General features: G+C 67.3%; 16 protein-coding genes and 1 tRNA gene. 13 read left to right on the top strand and 4 right to left on the bottom strand.

The features are described from left to right. Positions 1 to 60: 60 nt before the first annotated feature. Entirely contained in the window at positions 61 to 1,413 is a 1,353-nt protein-coding gene (locus tag CTB96_RS12970; protein WP_248283369.1) for an ABC transporter substrate-binding protein, read from the bottom strand. A gap of 47 nt (positions 1,414 to 1,460) precedes the next feature. Next, positions 1,461 to 3,566, bottom strand: a complete 2,106-nt coding sequence (locus CTB96_RS12965) for a beta-galactosidase (RefSeq protein WP_110128478.1) — start codon at positions 3,564 to 3,566, stop codon at positions 1,461 to 1,463. 177 nt (positions 3,567 to 3,743) lie between these two features. Between CTB96_RS12965 and CTB96_RS12960 the strand changes: the two genes are divergently transcribed. Beyond that, a complete protein-coding gene (locus CTB96_RS12960) occupies positions 3,744 to 4,793 on the top strand; it encodes a LacI family DNA-binding transcriptional regulator (protein WP_110127295.1) in 1,050 nt (349 codons plus the stop codon). Positions 4,794 to 4,943: 150 nt separating this feature from the next. Here the strand turns inward: CTB96_RS12960 and CTB96_RS12955 are convergent. Then, positions 4,944 to 5,028: transfer RNA gene (locus CTB96_RS12955), tRNA-Leu, on the bottom strand. A gap of 167 nt (positions 5,029 to 5,195) precedes the next feature. Here CTB96_RS12955 and CTB96_RS12950 point away from each other — a divergent pair. From CTB96_RS12950 to mshC, 3 genes are read left to right on the top strand one after another with little or no spacing between them, the layout of a single operon-like run. Then, positions 5,196 to 6,521, top strand: a complete 1,326-nt coding sequence (locus CTB96_RS12950; RefSeq protein ID WP_110127294.1) for a M20/M25/M40 family metallo-hydrolase — start codon at positions 5,196 to 5,198, stop codon at positions 6,519 to 6,521. A 51-nt stretch (positions 6,522 to 6,572) separates the two neighbouring features. After that, entirely contained in the window at positions 6,573 to 7,427 is an 855-nt protein-coding gene (locus CTB96_RS12945) for an undecaprenyl-diphosphate phosphatase (RefSeq protein ID WP_110127293.1), read from the top strand. A 13-nt stretch (positions 7,428 to 7,440) separates the two neighbouring features. After that, positions 7,441 to 8,724 carry a cysteine--1-D-myo-inosityl 2-amino-2-deoxy-alpha-D-glucopyranoside ligase gene (mshC, locus tag CTB96_RS12940; RefSeq protein ID WP_110127292.1) on the top strand — a complete coding sequence of 428 codons (1,284 nt, stop codon included), beginning with the start codon at positions 7,441 to 7,443 and terminating at the stop codon, positions 8,722 to 8,724. A 90-nt stretch (positions 8,725 to 8,814) separates the two neighbouring features. Here the strand turns inward: mshC and CTB96_RS12935 are convergent, their stop codons facing one another. Beyond that, positions 8,815 to 9,759: a proteasome assembly chaperone family protein gene (locus tag CTB96_RS12935; RefSeq protein ID WP_110127291.1), complete on the bottom strand. Its 945-nt coding sequence runs from the start codon at positions 9,757 to 9,759 to the stop codon at positions 8,815 to 8,817. 83 nt (positions 9,760 to 9,842) lie between these two features. Between CTB96_RS12935 and CTB96_RS12930 the strand changes: the two genes are divergently transcribed. The 9 genes from CTB96_RS12930 (at position 9,843) to CTB96_RS12890 (ending at position 18,605) form a co-directional block, all read left to right on the top strand. Then, the gene (locus tag CTB96_RS12930) at positions 9,843 to 10,571 is read left to right on the top strand and encodes an HAD family hydrolase (RefSeq protein WP_282433146.1); all 729 of its coding nucleotides are present in this window, start codon (positions 9,843 to 9,845) and stop codon (positions 10,569 to 10,571) included. Further along, the gene (locus CTB96_RS12925) at positions 10,568 to 11,569 is read left to right on the top strand and encodes a tRNA (adenine-N1)-methyltransferase (protein ID WP_110127290.1); all 1,002 of its coding nucleotides are present in this window, start codon (positions 10,568 to 10,570) and stop codon (positions 11,567 to 11,569) included. The genes CTB96_RS12930 and CTB96_RS12925 overlap by 4 nt, the downstream gene beginning before the upstream one ends. 105 nt (positions 11,570 to 11,674) lie before the next feature. Next, entirely contained in the window at positions 11,675 to 12,640 is a 966-nt protein-coding gene (locus CTB96_RS12920; protein WP_110127289.1) for an FKBP-type peptidyl-prolyl cis-trans isomerase, read from the top strand. Between the two features lie 79 nt (positions 12,641 to 12,719). Further along, the gene (locus CTB96_RS12915; RefSeq protein ID WP_110127288.1) at positions 12,720 to 13,760 is read left to right on the top strand and encodes a helix-turn-helix transcriptional regulator; all 1,041 of its coding nucleotides are present in this window, start codon (positions 12,720 to 12,722) and stop codon (positions 13,758 to 13,760) included. Next, complete coding sequence (locus CTB96_RS12910) at positions 13,757 to 14,776, top strand: helix-turn-helix transcriptional regulator (protein WP_110127287.1); 1,020 nt, start codon at positions 13,757 to 13,759, stop codon at positions 14,774 to 14,776. The genes CTB96_RS12915 and CTB96_RS12910 overlap by 4 nt, the downstream gene beginning before the upstream one ends. Continuing rightward, on the top strand, positions 14,773 to 15,117 hold the full coding sequence (locus CTB96_RS12905; protein WP_110127286.1) for a hypothetical protein: 345 nt from the start codon (positions 14,773 to 14,775) through the stop codon (positions 15,115 to 15,117). The genes CTB96_RS12910 and CTB96_RS12905 overlap by 4 nt, the downstream gene beginning before the upstream one ends. Then, positions 15,111 to 15,353, top strand: a complete 243-nt coding sequence (gene tatA / locus CTB96_RS12900) for a Sec-independent protein translocase subunit TatA (RefSeq protein WP_110127285.1) — start codon at positions 15,111 to 15,113, stop codon at positions 15,351 to 15,353. Before CTB96_RS12905 ends, tatA begins: the two co-directional genes overlap by 7 nt. 46 nt (positions 15,354 to 15,399) lie before the next feature. Beyond that, positions 15,400 to 16,152, top strand: coding sequence for a twin-arginine translocase subunit TatC (gene tatC / locus CTB96_RS12895; protein WP_110128476.1), 753 nt, complete (start codon positions 15,400 to 15,402; stop codon positions 16,150 to 16,152). Positions 16,153 to 16,160: 8 nt separating this feature from the next. Continuing rightward, positions 16,161 to 18,605 carry a DEAD/DEAH box helicase gene (locus CTB96_RS12890; protein WP_110127284.1) on the top strand — a complete coding sequence of 815 codons (2,445 nt, stop codon included), beginning with the start codon at positions 16,161 to 16,163 and terminating at the stop codon, positions 18,603 to 18,605. The last annotated feature ends 6 nt before the right edge of the window (positions 18,606 to 18,611 follow it).

The following is an 18,611-nucleotide window of genomic DNA, read 5'->3' as shown; positions in this document are numbered from 1 at the left end:
CGGTCCGGGGGAGCCGGGGGAACCGGGCGCCCGCCGACCGGCGGCGGACGCCCGACGGGCTCACTCGACGGTGAAGCCCTGGTCTTCTGCGTAGGAGACGAGCTGGTCCTGCCACGTGTCGAGGGCGGCGGCGATGTCACCCTTGTCGGTGATCACCGTGCCGATGGTGTCCTCGTAGGTGGAGTACACGTAGTCCATATACGGCAGCCACTGGAAGTCGGTGTCCACGGTTTGCGAGATGTCCGCGAACAGCGAGTTCACCTTCTGGCCGCCGTAGAACGCCGACTCCTGGTCGACGAAAGCCGGATCTTCCAGAACCGAAACCTGCGGCGGGAAGAGGAACTGCTCGGTTGCGAGCCTCATCGCGGACTCTTCGTCGTTGTTGATGAACTTGGCCAGTTCGTACGCGGCGATCTTGTTCTCGCTGGAGGCGAGGACGGCATCAGACGAACCGCCCCAGTTTCCCGAGACATTGTCTCCCGCGTTCCACTGCGGCAGCGGCGCGGCACGCCACAGGCCTGTGGTGCCCTCCGCGGTGCCCTGCAGGAAGATCGGCCCCCACGCCGCGGTGAGCCAGCCGGCGTACTTGCCGCTGGCCAGGCCCTGGTACCACTGGTCGGCGAAGTCCACATCGGTGGAGATGAGGTCCTGCTGGATCAGTTCGGTCCAGTAGGTCGCGACCTTCTTGGCCTCGTCGCTGTTCACGTTGACCGACACGGTCTCCTTGCCGTCGTAGGCGAAGGGCTTCACACCCGCTTGCCAGAAGAATCCGATCATCTGGCCCGCCTGGGTGGCTCCGAGGTTGGAAATGTAGGAGCCGGTGGAGTCCTTGACGGTCTTCGCGGCAGCCGCATAGTCGTCCCAGGTGGCCGGAGCTTCCGTGATTCCGGCTGAGGCCAGGATGTCCTCACGGTAGAGGTTGCCCATTGGACCCACGTCCTGCGGGATGGCCCACACCGGGTCGTCCGGCGAGACCTGGTTCCAGGCCCAGTCGACGTAGTCGCCCGAGAGGTCATCGGCACCGTATGGTGTCAGATCGAGCAACGAATCGTTCAACACGAACGACGGAATGTACTGGTATTCGATCTGCGTCACATCCGGAGCACCCTCGCCGGCCTCGATGGCGCTGCGCAACTTCTGGTAGTGGGGGAGACCCTGGCCGACGTTCTCGACCGTCACATCGATGTCGGGGTACTTCTCCTCGAACAGTTTCACCTCGTTCTCGATATCGGGGACCCACGTCCAGAACGTGAGCTTGGTGGGGGTGGTCATCGCGGTATCGATGTCGTCCTGGGTCACCGCCTCTTGCGAGGCGTTGTCGCCGGAACTCGGTGTGCACCCGGTCAGGAGCACCCCGATCGACACGGCGCCGGTCACCAGCGCCACTGCTGTTCTCCGTGCCTTCTTGTTCATGATCACTCTTTCTGTGGTTGGGAAGGATCGCAGGATCCTGGGGGCGCTCACTGGCTGAGAAAGGTCCGCGTCGACCATGCGGCCAGTGAGACATCTGTGCCCGTCGCCAGGATGGTCCCGGTGACGGTGTCGGAGACGGTGCGCGCCAGCGTGATTGCCTGCGGCTCCCATCCCCAGTTGAAAACGAACCAGGCCCGACGCCCGTCGGGGAGCGACCCCGAGGCAACCGTGACGGGAAGCGCGGTGTCGCCCGCGAGCTCCCGGCCGTGCCCGGCCGGGACCGCCCAGCGGATGATGTCGGCGGCGAATGGCGGAGCGGGCACACAGCCGACAACGGTCACCCGGCCGCCCTCGGCTGCGTGGCTGGTGACGGCCGGGAAATCCTGGAATCTCGGGTGGTCGTAGCGGGCGAGCACCTCGGCATCGTCGGCGATAAGGCCGTCGATCCACAGCCGGGCCGCCGCCCCATCGCTGACGCTGAGTCCGCCGGGAGTCGCCAGCACGGGAACGTCGTGTTCGAGGTTCGAATACTCCTCGTACCGTGCCCCGGCGAGGTCCGCCAGGCCGGGCGGGGCCACTTCAACCCTGGCCCGAGCTTCCTCATCGGCGTAGCCCGTGCGCGGACCGAGGATCAGATGGCCGCCGGCCGCCACGTAGTCGCGGAGCAGTTGACGGTCCACCTCCGTCGTGACGTAGACCCCGGCCGCGACGAGCACGGGGTACCGGTCGGCGAGCACGTCGGCGCCCAGGGCTGCCGCCTGGTCGAGGTGGAGCAGCCGGGTCTGGCGGCCGGCGTCAATCGCACCACGGTGGAACGCGTCGACGATCTTCTCGTAGGACTCCGGGTCGGGCTCGCCGTTCACGCGCAACGGGGGCTCGAATTGCAGGGCATATCTGCTGGGGTTCGACCAGAGAATCCCGACATCCGCATCGGGCTCGAACCCGTCGAGTGCCGTGCCGATCGCCGAGAGTTCCTGGCCGATGTCGGCGACCTCTGAATACACCCGGCCCGGAACCAGGCTGTGCGGCAGGACCCCGCCCCAGTAGGTTTCGATGCCGTATGGCAGGGTGTGCCAGTGCCAATACTCGATCATCGCGGCGCCACGCGAGATGAAGGTATACGCCGCCTGCTTGAGCTGGCCCGGGTAGGGCGGGAAATTCGTGTCTGAGTGCCCGATCGACTGGGCGTTCGTTTCGGTCACGAGATAGCGACCCTGTTTCGACGCGTACATTCGGTCGGCCTGGCGGAAGAGGGCAGGAACACCCGTCGTCGTCCATTGGCTCAGCTGGGACAGCTCGAGGGCCGCGTCCAGGCGGTCCTGCATGCCGTAGTACGGATTGCCGGCCGTGACATCCAACGCACGGTTCACCCGTTCGTCGTCCAACGCGGGGCGGCCGTACTGCAGACAGGTGGTCACGAACTGCCCCGGCCGGCTGTACTCCCGCACCAGTTCGGCCTGCCAGGCGATGAACTCGGTCGTCAGGTCGGTTTGGAAGCGGCGCCAGGCCAACTCGTACTGCGGAAAGGAATTGCCGTCGGGCCGCCACAACTCCGACCAGTCCGCCAGCCGGTGCGACCAGTAGGTGAGGCCCCACTCCCGGTTGAGGGTCTCGACATCGCCGTACTGCGCTCGCAACCTGGTCACGAACTCCGCGAAAACATGCTCGTTGTGGAACAGCTCCATGCCCGGCTCATTGTCGACCTGGAAGCCGACGACGGCGGGATGCTCGGCGTAGCGGCCGACGACCGCTCGGATGATGCGTTCGGCGTACCGGAGGAACACCGGGTGGGAGAAGTCGACTTCCTGACGCGCACCCCAGGGAATGGGCTCACCGGTTCGTCGCTCTGCGGCGATGTCGGGGTGGGCAACCTGTAGCCACGGCGGCACCGCGTAGGTCGGCGTGCCGAGGATGACCCTGATGCCGCGATGATGGGCACTGTCGAGTATCGGGCCGAGCCACTCCAGGTCGAACTCGCCGTCCCGCGGCTCCCAGGTCGACCAGACCGATTCGCCCACGCGGATCACGTTGATTCCGGCGGCCCGCATGAGGTCGAGGTCGGTTTCCACCCGGTCGCTCTGGTGGTATTCCGGATAGTAGGCGACTCCGAAGAGGAATCCGCTGGGGGAATGCACGGGCAGCGTGGGTGTCATATCGAGGCTCACTTCGTTGTGGGACGCCAGCTGAGGATTGCTGATGTTTTCGATCACATTTGGCTGGAACTAGGATGTTGTCGATAACATCCAGTTGTCAAGGGTTTTTTTCAACACGAATTGATCACGGGCTCGCGACGCCGCCAGAATGGGACCCCGGACCGAAGAGAGGATCGCATGAGCACCAGCGCAGATCCGACCGGCCCGAGCCGGGCTCCCGCCAAGGTGAAGGCCGCCACGATCTACGATGTCGCCCAGGCTGCCGGTGTGTCGCATCAAACAGTGAGCCGGTTCCTCACCGGCTTCGAAGGAATCCGCCCGGCGACCAGGGAGCGAGTGGTGCAGGCCCTCGACGACCTCGGTTACCGCCCCAACCTCACCGCGCGCAGCCTCAAATCCGGGCAATCGCACCGCATCGGCGCGTTGACGCACGAGATCTCCCAGGTTGGGCCCGCCCGAATTGTGGAAGGCGCCAGCATCGCCGCCCGCGAAGCCGGCTATGTTCTCGACATCGTGTCGCTGGATACCCGCAATCCTCTCGCCATCGAAGAGTCCCTCGCCCTCATCACGCAACACGACCTGGCCGGAGTGCTGGCGTTGGCGGTCACAGACGAGATGACCAGGGCGTTCGAAGCCACGTCGTTCCGTGTGCCGGCGTATGTGGCGTCGGAGACCGACGGAGCGGAGGACGACCCCAGGGGCATGCTCTCCAGGGTCGGCATTCCCGCTCTCGTCGCCCACCTGGCCGGTCTGGGGCATCGCCGCCTCGTGCACATCGCCGGCCCTACCATCTGGTCGGCCGCGCGCAATCGAATCCGCGCCTACGACGCTGCGATCGACGCCCAGGGGCTGGTCTCCGCCGGCATCCTGCACGGTGACTGGTCGGCGGCGTCCGGGTATCGGGCCATCGCTGAGCTCACCGACCTTCCCGACGCCACGGCGTACGTCGTCGCGAATGACCAGATGGCGCTCGGAGCGATGCTCGCCCTGAAGGAGCGAGGCCTGCGGATCCCCGACGACATCAGCATCGTTGGTGTCGACGATATTCCCGAGGCCGCATACTTCGACCCGCCGCTGACAACTCTGCGCAACGATTTCGAGGGCCAGGGTCGCGCCGCGGTGTCCAGGCTCCTGGCCCGGATTGAGCGCTCGGAGGCAGTTCCTGTGCTGGTCCCGCCGCCACTGCTGGTGGCTCGGCGCTCGTCCGGCCCTGCGCCGCAGCGTTAGCCGGGACCGTCAGGGCGAACACCGCGCTCGGGCCGGCAGACTGCCCGGCCCGGCCCGGCCCGTTAAACGAGACAGGGCCGGATCAAAAGATCCGGCCCGTGAACTGTCTCAACCAGTTCTCGTTGATCGTTGTCTTACCAACAATCTCCGTGTCCGAGGGGGGACTTGAACCCCCACGCCCTATACGGGCACTAGCACCTCAAGCTAGCGCGTCTGCCATTTCCGCCACCCGGACTGGATGTTTTGGCCGCAGTTATGTTTTGCTGCCGGGGAATAACTTAGCACGGATCCAAACCCCTTCCTGACACCGGGAGGCTCCACGACGCCTCCCGGGCGTGTCCGTTACCCCCGATGAACCGGCCTGCAGGCGCCCCGCCCCTCCGGGCCGGTAGCGTCAACTGCATGACAGCTTTCGCCAGCATCCCTCCCGCGGCCGACGCCCTCGACCTGACGGCCGAAATAGCCCGCGACCTGATCCGGTTCGACACCACGAACTACGGTGAGGGCCGCTCGAACGGCGAAACGGATGCCGCGGAATACGTCGCCGACAAGCTGCGGACGCTGGGCCTGACCCCCGAGCTGATCGACTCGGAGCCCGGGCGCACCAGCGTCATGGCCCGGGTGCCCGGCCGGGACCGCAGCAAGGGCGCCCTGGTGGTGCACGGACACCTCGATGTGGTGCCGGCCGAACCCGCGAACTGGTCGGTGGACCCGTTCGGCGGCGAGATCAAGGACGGCATGCTGTGGGGGCGCGGCGCCGTCGACATGAAGAACATGGACGCCATGATCCTGGCCTCCCTCACCGACGTCCTCGCGTCCGGCGGCCAGCCCGAACGGGATCTCGTGATCGCCTTCTTCGCCGACGAGGAGGCCGGGGGAGTCCTCGGCTCGCACTACCTGGTCGACACCCGGCCCGACCTCTTCGCCGGCGCGACCGAAGCGATCAGCGAGGTGGGCGGGTACTCGATCAGCATCGGCGGGGAACGCGCCTACCTGCTGCAGACGGGAGAGAAGGCTCTCATCTGGCTCAAGCTCGTCGCGCACGGGCCGGCCGGGCACGGCTCCCGCCTGGTCACCGACAATGCGATCACCCGGTTGGCGGAAGCCGTCGCCAAGGTCGGCCGCCGCCAGTGGCCCATCCGCCTGACGAACACCACCCGGCAGTTGCTCGCCGAAATCGCGCGCATCCTCGGTGTTGAGCCGCAATCGATGGGCCCGGACGAGCTGGCCCTGGCCACCGGCACCGCCTCCGGATTCATCCAGGCGAGCCTCCGCACCACGATGAACCCGACGGTGCTGCAGGCCGGTTACAAGCACAACGTCATTCCCGACCGCGCCGAAGCGCTCATCGACCTCCGTGCCCTGCCCGGAGAAGAAGACGCCGTGCTCGCCGAACTTGCCGAGCTGGTCGGGCCCGATATCGAGATCGTGATCATGCATCGGGACGTGGGCCTGGAAACCGAGTTCGCCGGCCCCCTGATCGACAAGATCGTGCAGACTCTCGGCACCCACGACCCCGGCGCTCCCGTGCTGCCGTACCTGATGCCCGCCGGCACCGACAACAAGGCGCTGAGCAAACTGGACATCAAGGGCTACGGATTCGCGCCGCTCAAGCTGCCCGCCGACCTGGATTTCCCGGCGTTGTTCCATGGCGTTGATGAGCGGGTGCCCCTGGACGCATTAGTGTTTGGCAGGACGGTTTTGACCGATTTGCTGTCGACGTACTAGCCCACTGTCGCGCTACCGCCCGCACACAGCACTAGCGAAACGAGTATTCACGTGGACTTCATCAACGCGGTCATCCTGGGCCTGGTCCAGGGGTTGACCGAATTCCTGCCGGTGTCCTCCAGCGCCCACATCAGCATCGTGGGGCAGTTCCTCGGTACCGGCGAAGACCCGGGCGCCCGCTTCACCGCCATCACCCAGATCGGCACCGAGGCTGCCGTGGTGATCTTCTTCTGGCGCGACATCGTTCGCATCATCGGCCAGTGGGCCAAGTCGCTCGTCGGCAAAGTCCCGCGCAGCGACGCGGATGCCCGCATGGGCTGGCTGATCATCCTCGGCACCCTGCCCATCGTTGTTCTCGGCCTGCTCTTCCAGGATCAGATCGAAACCAGCCTGCGCAACCTCTGGGTCACGGCGATCATGCTCATCGGTTTCGGCGTGCTGCTCGGCATCGCCGACTACGTGGGCGCGAAGCGTCGCAAGCTCGGCGACCTCACCGTGGGTCACGGCATCATCTTCGGCTTCGCCCAGGCACTCGCCCTCATCCCCGGCGTCTCCCGGTCCGGCGGCACCATCACGGCCGGCCTGTTCCTCGGCTACGAGCGCGCCGCGGCGGCCCGCTACGCCTTCCTGCTGGCCATCCCCGCCGTTCTCGGCAGTGGGTTCTACCAGGTGTACAAGTCGATCAAGGAGCCCTGCGTCGCCGCGGCCGCGACCTGCACCCCCGAGATCTTCGGCCCGTGGGAGACCCTCGTCGCCACGGTGGTGGCCTTCGTGGTGGCCCTGTTCGTCATCGGGTTCTTCATGAGCTACATCTCCAAGCGCAGCTTCATGCCGTTCGTGGTCTACCGCATCGTCCTCGGCATCGTCGTCATGGTTCTGCTCGGCACCAACGTCATCACCGCCTAGTTAGGCTGGAAGCATGCGCGCCTGGTCACATCCCGTCATCCCGTCGATCCCCGGAACGTCGGACGCTCCCCGCCTGCACGACACCGCGACCGCGACCATCGTGGAGGCCAAGCCCACCGACGTGGCCCGGTTGTACGTCTGCGGCATCACCCCGTACGACGCCACCCACCTCGGCCATGCGGCGACCTACCTGGCCTTCGACACCCTGCAGCGGGTGTGGCTCGATGGCGGCTACCGCGTGCACTATGCCCAGAACGTGACCGACGTCGACGACCCTCTGCTCGAACGGGCCACGGCAACCGGTGTGGACTGGCGGGAACTCGCCGCGGAACAGACCGATCTGTTCCGCGCCGACATGGAAGCCCTGGGCATCATCCCGCCCAACGACTACGTGGCCGTCACCGACGTCATCGACGACATCTCCGCCGCCGTGCAGAAACTCCGCGACTCGGCACTGGCCTACCGGGTGCCGACCCCGGATGCCCTGCCCACGCCCGACGGGCCGGGTGCCGATCTCTACTTCGACATCCGCGCCGCCGAACGCCAGGCCCCCTGGGCGCTCGGGGAGGAGAGCAATCTCGACCTCGACTCCATGCTCACCCTGTTCGCCCAGCGCGGGGGAGACCCCGACCGGGCCGGCAAGCGCGACCGACTCGACCCGCTGCTGTGGCGTGCGGCCCGGGAGGGCGAACCGTCCTGGGAGTCGCCGGTCGGCGCCGGCCGCCCCGGCTGGCACATCGAGTGTTCCGTGATCGCGCTGGCCGAGCTCGGCACCGATTTCACGGTGCAGGGCGGCGGCAGCGACCTGATCTTCCCGCACCACGACATGAGCGCCGGGCACGCTGCCGCGCTGTCCGGGCATCCGCTCGCTCAGGTCTACAGCCACACCGGCATGGTCGCCTATCAGGGCGAGAAGATGAGCAAGTCGCTGGGCAACCTGGTTCTGGTCTCCAAGCTCCGCGCCGGTGGCAGCGACCCCCGGGCGATTCGCCTGGCCCTCCTGGCGCAGCACTACCGCACCGACTGGGAGTGGACCGCGGAGCAGCTGGTGGCCGCAGAGGCGCGCCTGGCCGCGTGGACGCTCGCCTTCGGACCGATCGCCGTACCCGCCGCCGTGGCCGCCGAATCGGCCTCGGAGAGCGCAGCAGCGGTCGTCGAACGGATGCGTGCCGCCCTGGTGGACGACCTCGACACCCGCACCGCCCTGGAAGCCGTGGATGCGGCCGTGGCAGCCGGCGTCGACGACCCCGCCCTGGTGGGCAGCGCCATCGACGCACTGCTCGGCGTCAAGCTCTAGCCTCAGCTGCTCCGCCGAGTTGCCCACCCGCGGACGAGTTGCCCCGTTCTACTGGGGCAACTCGTCCGCACCGGGGCAAGTGGGAGAGGACTACGGCTGGCGCGGCTCCGGGCCGGGTCCCTGGCGGCCGTCGGCCCAGCCGCCCGGACCCTCGCCGCGCTTCCGCAGGTACTTCTCGAACTCCTGCGCGATCGCCTCACCACTGGCCTCCGGCGAGTCGACGGTGTCCCTGGCCTGCTCGAGCTGGCCGATGTACGCGGCCATCTCCTCGTCTTCGGCGGCCAGAGCGTCGATGCCCGTCTCCCACTCCGAGGCGTCGGTGACCAGGTCGCCGCGCGGAATCACCACATCGATGACCTCTTCGAGCTTGTCGATCAGCGCGAGCAGGGCCTTGGGCGACGGCGCGTTGTGCACGTAGTGCGGCACGGATGCCCAGATCGAGAGACTCGGGATACCCACGGTTTCCGCCGCGGCGGCGAGCACGCTCAGAATGCCCACGGGGCCCTCGTAGCTGCTGCGTTCGATCTGCAGCTCTGCCCGCACCTCTGGGTTGTCGCTGGACACGAAGATCGAGATGGGACGGGTGTGGGGAACATCCGCCAGCATCGCACCCAGGAACACGATGCCGCTCACATCGGCGGCGAGCACCGAATCGAGAATCTCAGCGGCGAAACTCTTCCAGCTCCGGGACGGCTCTGTGCCGATCAACAGGTAGATGTTGCCGGCGTTGGTGCCGCTCACCCGCAGCTGGGCGTCCTCGGCCAACGGCACCCCGCTACTGCCCGGCACGGCCGGGCCGTACATGATCGCGCTCGGCCACTCGATGATCCGGTGGCCGTCTTCGTCGGTGGAGATCGTGGGCCGGTTGAACTGGTAGTCGAAGTAGATCTCGGGGTCGATGCTCGTGATCTCCTCGACGTCGAGGAGCTCTTTCAACGTGCGCACGGCACCCGTTGCGGCTTCGCCCGCATCGTTCCAGCCTTCGAAGGCAACGACCAGAAGCCGCCCACTGAGGAACCCATTGCCGTCTGTCACGTTCGTAAAACCTCATGTATTCCGGCCGCCGCGACCGGGCTGCCTCATTCAAGGATAGGCCGTGCCCCCTAAACTTGAACCCCGTGACTGTGAACCCCGCTACCTCCGCCCCGCCCGCAGCCGTGCTCTGGGACATGGACGGCACCCTGGTCGACACCGAACCGTACTGGATGCGAGCCGAACACGAGCTCGTGGAATCCTTCGGCGGAGTGTGGACACACGCCGACGCCATGCTGCTGGTCGGTTCCGGGCTGCTCGGATCCGCCGCGATCCTGCAGAACCGCGGGGTCGAGCTGTCGGCAGAGGAGATCGTTGACACCCTCACCAATCGGGTGCAGGAGCAACTCGCCTCCGCGGGTATTCCGTGGCGACCGGGTGCGCACGAACTGCTCAGCGAGCTGCACGCCGCCGGCATGCCGATGGCATTGGTCACGATGTCAGAGCAACGGATGGCCCGCCAGATCGCCTCGATCGTGGGCTTCGACGCCTTCACCACGATCATCTCCGGAGACATGGTGCAGCAGAGCAAGCCGCATCCGGAGGCCTACCTGACGGCGGCAGACACCCTCCGGGTAGACCCCGTGCACTGCGTCGCGATCGAGGACTCGTTGCCCGGGGTCGCCGCAGCCGTCGCCTCCGGCGCCGTCGTCGTGGCCGTTCCGCACATGGTGCCGATCGAGCAGAGCGAGCACTACACCCGCCTCGACACCCTGACCGGCAGCACGCTGGCCTCACTCACCGAGCTCTACCGGTCCCGGCGACCAGCCCTTCTTTCCCACCCCACCACACCCAAGGACGCGACACGCGCATGAGCGACAACCAGGTCATCCAGAACAGCGGTCCGTTCCGCGCCGGCGACAGAGTGCAGCTCACCGGGCCCAAGGGCAAGCTGAACACCATCACGCTCGAACCGGGCAAGAACTTCCACACCCACCGGGGCATCCTCGAACACGACGAAATCATCGGCCTGCCCGACGCGTCCGTCGTCACCAACAACGTCGGCGTCGAGCACCTCGCCCTGCGTCCGCTGCTGATCGACTTCGTCATGAGCATGCCTCGCGGTGCGGCCATCATCTACCCCAAGGATGCCGCCCAGATCCTGGCCCAGGCCGACATCTTCCCCGGTGCGACGGTCGTCGAAGCCGGCGTCGGCTCCGGTGCGCTGTCGCTCTGGCTGCTGCGCGCGATCGGCCCGGCCGGCACCCTGGCGTCGTTCGAACGCCGCGAGGAGTTCTCGGACGTGGCCCGCGCCAACGTCGCCACCTTCCTCGGCGCCGACCCGCTGAACTGGACCATCACGCTCGGCGACCTGGCCGACACCCTGCCGGAGACCATGCCGGCCCAGTCGGTCGACAGGGTCGTGCTGGACATGCTGGCCCCGTGGGAGTGCATCGACGTGGTCTCCGACGCCCTCAAGCCCGGGGGAGTGCTGCTCTGCTACGTCGCCACCGTCACCCAGCTGTCGCGGGTGGCCGAAGCCATCCGCGCGACCGGCAACTACACCAACCCGGACTCGCACGAGACCATGGTGCGCGGCTGGCACGTCGAGGGCCTCGCGGTGCGCCCCGACCACCGCATGATCGGCCACACCGGCTTCCTGATCACGGCCCGTCGCCTCGCCCCCGACACGATCCTGCCCGAGTTGAAGCGTCGCCCGTCGAAGACCGATTTCAGCGACGCCGACGTCGAACTCTGGACCCCCGGCGCCCTCGGCGAACGCTCCGTCAGCGCCAAGGTCATGCGCAAGCGCAACCGCACCGCCGAGAACGGCGCAGCGCTCTCCAAGGCTCGCGACCTCGACGCCGGTTAGGATGGGTTTCGGCCCGCCGCCTCCATCCGGTGCGCGCCGGCATCTTCCCCACAGTTCACTCATCAGCGTCACGCTGTCTGAGCCCCCGTATCGAAATGAGGACACGTGCGTAGAGTTCCCGCACTTATCGCCACCGCCGGCCTGGTGCTCGCGACCCTGACCGCGTGCAGCCCCGGCTCCGCCGCGGCAGACTGCACCGCACCGGTGTCAGCCGGCGACGCCTCCAAGCTGGTTTCGGTGACGGGTGACTTCGGTTCGGCGCCCACCATCGATTTCCCCACCCCGCTGAAGACCGACACCACCCAGCGCAGCGAGATCATCGCCGGCGAGGGCCCCGGGCTGGTCGAAGGCCAGAAGACCCAGGTGGACATGAGCATCTTCAACGCCACCACGGGGGAGTCCATCCAGGAGGCCGCCTACGACGGTGAGTCCCTGTCCAGCTTCGTGCTGAACGACCAGACCCTGGCCGGTATCACCGACGGGCTGCTCTGCGCCCAGGTCGGCTCCCGGGTCGCCGTGGTCGCCTCGCCCGACGACACCTTCGGTCCTGCCGGCGGCAACGCCGACCTCAAGGTCGCCGAAGACGACTCGCTCGTCTTCGTCTTCGACGTGGTCAAGGCGTACCTCACCCGCGCCGACGGCGCCGACCAGCTCCCCGTAGCCGGACTGCCCGCTGTGGTCCTCGCCGAAGACGGTACCCCCGGCATCACGATTCCGCCGTCCACCGACCCGCCCACCGACCTCGAGGTTGGCGTGCTCAAGAAGGGCGACGGCGAGAAGGTGACCGCGGGGTCCACCGTCACGGTCAACTACACCGGCGTGCTGTGGGACACCAAGGAGGTCTTCGACTCCAGCTGGGCCAACGGCGCACCCGTGGCGTTCCCCATCCCCGACGGTTCGACCGAGGGCGGATTGATCCCCGGATTTGCCGAGGCCCTCACCGGGCAGACCGTCGGCTCCCAGATCGTCGCCGTCATCCCGCCCGACCAGGCCTACGGTGACCAGGCCAACGGCGCCATCCCGGCGAACTCCACCCTGGTCTTCGTCGTCGACATCCTCGGCGTCGACTGACCCCGTCCGTCTGTCCGGCCCATCCGCGCCCCCGCGGGGCGGGCCGGACGGACACGGCACCACCGATAGAATCGCGGATGTGTCGCCCACTCCAGACCAGCCGCATCCAGTCACTGTCGAAGAACGCCTCTTCAGCCTGGTCCTTGCGCTCATCGCCACCCAGATCGGCCTGACCAAGGCCGAGATCCTGTCGACCGTGCAGGGCTACCGCCAACGGTTCCAGGTCGGCGGCGACAACGCCAGCCTCGAGCGGCAGTTCGAACGCGACAAAGACGATATCCGCGAACTCGGTATCCCCCTGGAGACCATCGAGTCGCCCGATGACCCCGGCAGCAATCACCACCTGCGCTACCGCATCCCCAAGGGACTGTACGACCTGCCCGCGGACATCACCTTCTCCTCCGACGAGATCATGTTGCTCAAACTGGCCGCAACCGTCTGGCGGGAAGGCTCGCTGTCGGCGGAATCCCGGCGTGCGCTCACCAAACTCAATTCCCTCGGCATCGAATCCACCGATCCGATCATCGGCTACGCACCGTCGCTCCGCGCCCGCGAGGCGTCATTCGAGCCGCTGAGCAAGGCCATGGACCGCGGCCAGATCGTCGCCTTCCTCTATCTCAAGCCCGGCGAGAGCGCGCCCCGGCGGCGCGTCGTCGCACCGCTGGCCGTGGTGCTGCACGAGGGCCGCTGGCATCTGTACGGCACCGACCAGGATGCCGACGCACCACGCACCTTCCTGCTGTCCCGGATCGTCGGCGCCGTCGTCACCGTGCCCGGCTCCACTCCCGCCCCGGCCGACGACGGCCTCGGGCAACGCGCCCTGGCCGAGCTCGACGCCCTGTGGCGCGCCCAGGTCGCCCTGATCACGGCCCAGCCCGGGTCGGATGCCGCGGTGCGGCTCAGCAAGCGAGGAACACCGGGAGCCGGGAGCGACAGTGTCGAATTGCACTACACCGATCTCAACATCCTCGCTGACGAATTGGCCGGCTACGGGCCGGAGGTCCTCGTGCGCTCTCCCGCCGCCCTGCGAGACGCCGTCCTGACCCGCCTGCGCCAGGTACGCGACGACCATGCCCCGCACCCCACCAGCTCCGACGCTCCGACCGGGGGAGACCGATGAACGCCAAGCCGGTAGCCTTCGGCGCCTCAGACAAGCTCACCTTCCTGCTCTCCCTGGTGCCGTTCCTGATGGACCACGACAGCGTGAGCGTGTCTGCCGTCGCCGCACACTTCGGCGTCAGCGAAGAACGAGTGCGCGACGCCGTGAACCTGATCGCCCTGTCCGGGGTGCCGGGGGAGACCCGGCAGTACCTGCACGGTGACCTGTTCGACATTCAGTGGGATGAGTTCGAGAACAACGACACCATCGTGCTCACCCACCTGGTGGCGATCGACGATTCTCCCCGATTCTCCGCCAGAGAGGCCGCGGCCCTGATCGCCGGCCTGCAATACCTCTCGGCACTGCCGGAGAACGGCGACCGCGACGCCATCGCCTCGCTGATGGCCAAACTCACCCGCAGCTCCACCGGAGCCCCCAGCCAGCTCGCCGTGTCCCGCACCGATTCGGATGTGGCCATCTCGGTGATCCAGGGCGCGGTCCGCGCCGGCACCCAGGTCGAATTCGACTACCTGAACGCCCGCGGTACCGCGGAACACCGGTGCGTCGACCCGTTGCGGATCGAGTCCGTCGACAACGACTGGTACCTGCGGGGCTGGTGCCACCTGCGCGAAGCCATGCGCACCTTCAGACTCGACCGCATGAGTGCGTTGCGGTCAACGGATGCCCCGGCCGACGACCACGACGACGCCGTGGTCTTACCCGACAGCCTGTTCCAGGGGTCCGCCGATGATCTCACCGTCACGATCAAACTGCCCGGCTCGGCACTCGGGCTCCTCGCCGACTACGCTCCGGTACCCACCGGCCCGGCCGCCGCCGACGGGCTCATCCGGGCAGAGGTGAGGGTGTCCCACTTCCACGGCCTCAAACGGCTCGTCGCCGGCTTGGCCGGCGTCGTCACGGTGGTCGAGCCCGGAGCGGCCCGGCACACCGTGGCCGACTGGGCCGCCGCCGGCGTCGCCCGGTACGAATCCGCGTCCGGCGACTCCGTCGGAACCCTCACGCCGGGAGCGCCATGATGCCGTGGTGGTCGTGGATCCTGATCTGGACCGTGCTGGTGGCCGGCCTGCTCGGGATGCTGGCCTGGTTCGCCGTGCGCCTGTTCCGCAAGCTGATGGGCACGCTCGGCGCCCTGGAAGAGCTCGGTGACCAGATCAGTGAACTCGACCTCGACCTGGAACCCGAACGCACCCCGTTCCGTGCCGCCGTGTTCGCGGACCGGCACTCCCTGGCTGCCGCGATCGATCAGGCCAGGATCGAACGGGCCCATCGTCGGGCTCTCCGGCGGGATCTCGCAATCAGCCGGGGTAAACTACTGCAACACACTCCCTACAAGCCAGAGGATCGACCCCAATGTTGAGCAATCTGACCGGATGGCACTTCCTGATCATCCTCGTCGTCATCCTGCTGTTGTTCGGTGCACCCAAGCTGCCGCTCCTGGCCCGCAGCCTCGGCCAGTCCATGAAGATCTTCAAGAGCGAGATCAAGAGCGATTCTGCCGATGAGCCGGCCGACAGCACGGCCACGCCGACACGCACCGAGTCGGCTGACGGCACTACACGGCCCGTCGGCCCGGGCGACCAGACGAAGCCCTAAACCCGTGGCCGTACGCAGCAACAAGCGTGCGAACCGCGCGGGCACGATGTCACTCGGGCAACACCTGCTCGAACTGCGCAAGCGTCTCTTCCTGGCAGCCGCCGGCATAGCCGTCGGCGCGATCGTCGGCTGGTTCCTGTCCGACTTCGTCTGGGATGCTCTGCGTGAGCCGATCTACGCCATCATCGAAGCGCAGCACCGTAAGGCGCAGATCAACTACCCCGACATCACCTCGGCGTTCGACCTCAAGCTGAAGATCTCGTTCTATGTCGGTATCGTGGTCTCCAGCCCGGTCTGGCTTTACCAGATCTTCGCCTTCCTCATGCCCGGGCTCACCCGCACCGAGAAGAAGTACATCTTCGGCTTCTTCCTCACCGCCGTGCCGCTCTTCCTCGCCGGGTGCGCCGCGGGCTGGTACGTGCTGCCGCATGTCGTCGAACTGATGACGAGCTTCGCACCCCCCGAGGACGCGGCGTTCGTGAACGCCCAGAACTACTTCGATTTTGTGCTCAAGCTCATGCTGGCCGTCGGGATCGCCTTCGTGCTGCCGGTCTTCGTCGTCCTGCTCAACTTCGCCGGAGTGATCAGCGCCGCCTCGATCCTCAAGTCCTGGCGGGTCGCCATCCTGGTGATCATCCTCTTCACCGCGATCGCCACCCCGGCAGCCGACGTCATCTCGATGTTCATGCTCGCCATCCCGATGATAGTGCTGTACTTCGCGGCCTATGGCATCGCCTACCTGCACGACAGGCGCGCCGCCCGGCGCGCACTCGCCCTCGAACGGGAGTTGGCGCTCTAGCGCACCAGATGACAGACCTTCAGTCGCCGGCAGACCGGTACACCGCAGCGAGGCTCCGCGCGCAGAATCCGAAGCTGGAGGCCTTCCGCCGGGGCCTGCGGTTCGACCTGGACTCGTTCCAGATCGCCGCCGGCGCATCACTCGAGGCCGGCAACAGCGTGCTCGTCGCCGCGCCAACCGGCGCCGGCAAGACCGTCGTGGCCGAATTCGCCATCTACCTGGCTATGCAGCAGCCCACCGCGAAGGTGTTCTACACCGCGCCGATGAAAGCGCTCAGCAACCAGAAGTTCCAGGAACTCGTCGCCGAGTACGGCGCGGACCAGGTCGGCCTGCTCACCGGCGACACCAACGTCAACGCCGGCGCCCGCATCGTGGTCATGACCACCGAAGTCCTACGGAACATGCTCTACGCCGACTCCGACCTGCTGACCAACCTCGCGTTCGTGATCATGGACGAGGTGCACTACCTGGCCGACCGCTTCCGTGGCGCGGTCTGGGAGGAAGTCATCATCCACCTGCCCCAGGCTGTGCGGATGGTGTCGCTGAGCGCCACGGTCTCCAATGCCGAGGAATTCGGCGATTGGCTGCAGGCGGTGCGCGGTGACACCGACGTGATCGTCTCCGAGGAACGCCCGGTCCCGCTCGACCAACACGTGCTGGTCAAGAGCAAGATGCTCGACCTGTTCGATTCCTCCGGCCTGGCCGCCACCCACCGGGTCAACCCGGAACTGGTGCGCCTGGCCCAATCCGGCGGACGCCCCGTTCTCGACCGGTCCGGCGGCGGTCGCCGCGGTTCCAACCAGGGCCGCTACCACCAGCAACGCACCCAGTCTGATTCCGGCCGGATGGACCGGGCCGAGATCGTGCGCATGCTCGAAGGCAAGCACTTGCTGCCGGCGATCTTCTTCATCTTCAGCCGCGTGGGCTGCGACCAGGCCGTGCGACAGGTGTTGCGCGCCGGGGTACGACTGACCGACACCGCCGAGCGCGACGAGATCCGCCAGATCGTGGACGAGCGCTGCCGCACCCTGCTCGACGAGGACCTCGCCGTGCTCGGGTACTGGGAATGGCTCGACGGCCTCGAACGCGGCGTCGCCGCCCACCACGCCGGCATGCTGCCGGCATTCAAGGAAGTCGTCGAAGAACTCTTCCAGAAGAAGTTGGTCAAGGCCGTGTTCGCCACCGAGACGCTCGCGCTGGGCATCAACATGCCCGCGCGCACCGTGGTGTTGGACAAGCTGGAGAAGTTCAACGGCGAAGCCAGGGTTCCGATCACGCCGGGGGAGTACACCCAGCTCACCGGCCGGGCCGGACGCCGCGGCATCGACGTGGAGGGGCATGCGGTCATCCAGTGGCAGCAGGGCCTCGACCCGCAGGCCGTCGCCTCCCTGGCGTCCCGGCGCACCTATCCGCTCAACTCCAGTTTCAAGCCGACCTACAACATGGCCGTGAACCTGATCGACCAATTCGGGCGGGAGCGCACCCGCGAGGTGCTCGAATCCTCCTTCGCCCAGTTCCAGGCCGACCGGGCCGTCGTCGACCTGGCGCGGCGGGTGCGCCAACAGCAGGCGTCCCTGGACGGCTACGCCACCTCGATGACCTGCCACCTCGGCGACTTCACCGAGTACTCCGGCATCCGCCGTCGATTGTCCGACCTCGAACGCGAAAACGCGGCCGCGGACTCGAACGCGCGTGGACGCGACCGACGGCTGAAGGAACTCGCCGCGCTCCGCAAGCGCATGCGCGCGCACCCCTGCCACAGCTGCCCCGACCGGGAAGCGCACGCCCGCTGGGCGCAGCGCTGGTGGAAGCTGACCCGGGAAACCGAGGCCCTGACCAGCCAGATCACCGCCCGCACCGGGGCCGTGGCCCGGATCTTCGACCGGGTCACCGACGTGCTGCTCGGCTTCGGCTACCTCGTGCCCGGAGAGGGCCGGGCCGTCACCCTCAGCGAGAGCGGCCTGATCCTGCGCCGGATCTACGCCGACCGCGACCTGCTCGTCGCCGAATCCCTGCGCCGGGGCCTGTGGAACTCGCTCGACGCCCCGAGCCTGGCCGCGATGGCCTGCGCCCTGGTCTTCGAACCCCGGCGTGACGAAGGGCTGACCGACGAACGCTACCTGCCCAAGGGACCGTTCCGTCCGGCCCTGGACGCGACCCAGACCCTCTGGAGCCAGCTGGACGACCTCGAACGCGACCACAAGCTGCCCGGCAGCAACCCGCTAGCCGGCGGGCTCAGCCTTGCCATGTGGAAGTGGGCGCGGGGTGACTCGCTCGGCCTGGTGTTGGAGGAAGCCGAGATGGCTGCGGGTGACTTCGTGCGCTGGACCAAGCAGACCATCGACCTTCTCGACCAGCTCTCCCTGGTGGCTGACGGCCCCGTGGGCCGCACCGCGCGGGTGGCGATGGACTCCATCCGCCGCGGCATCGTCGCGTATTCCTCGGTCGCGTAGGCTGTT

This window comes from Cryobacterium arcticum (assembly GCF_003185895.1).
Classification (GTDB): Bacteria; Actinomycetota; Actinomycetes; order Actinomycetales; family Microbacteriaceae; genus Cryobacterium; species Cryobacterium arcticum.
Note: the sequence above shows the minus strand (reverse complement) of the source record. Positions and strands in the feature narration are given on the sequence as shown.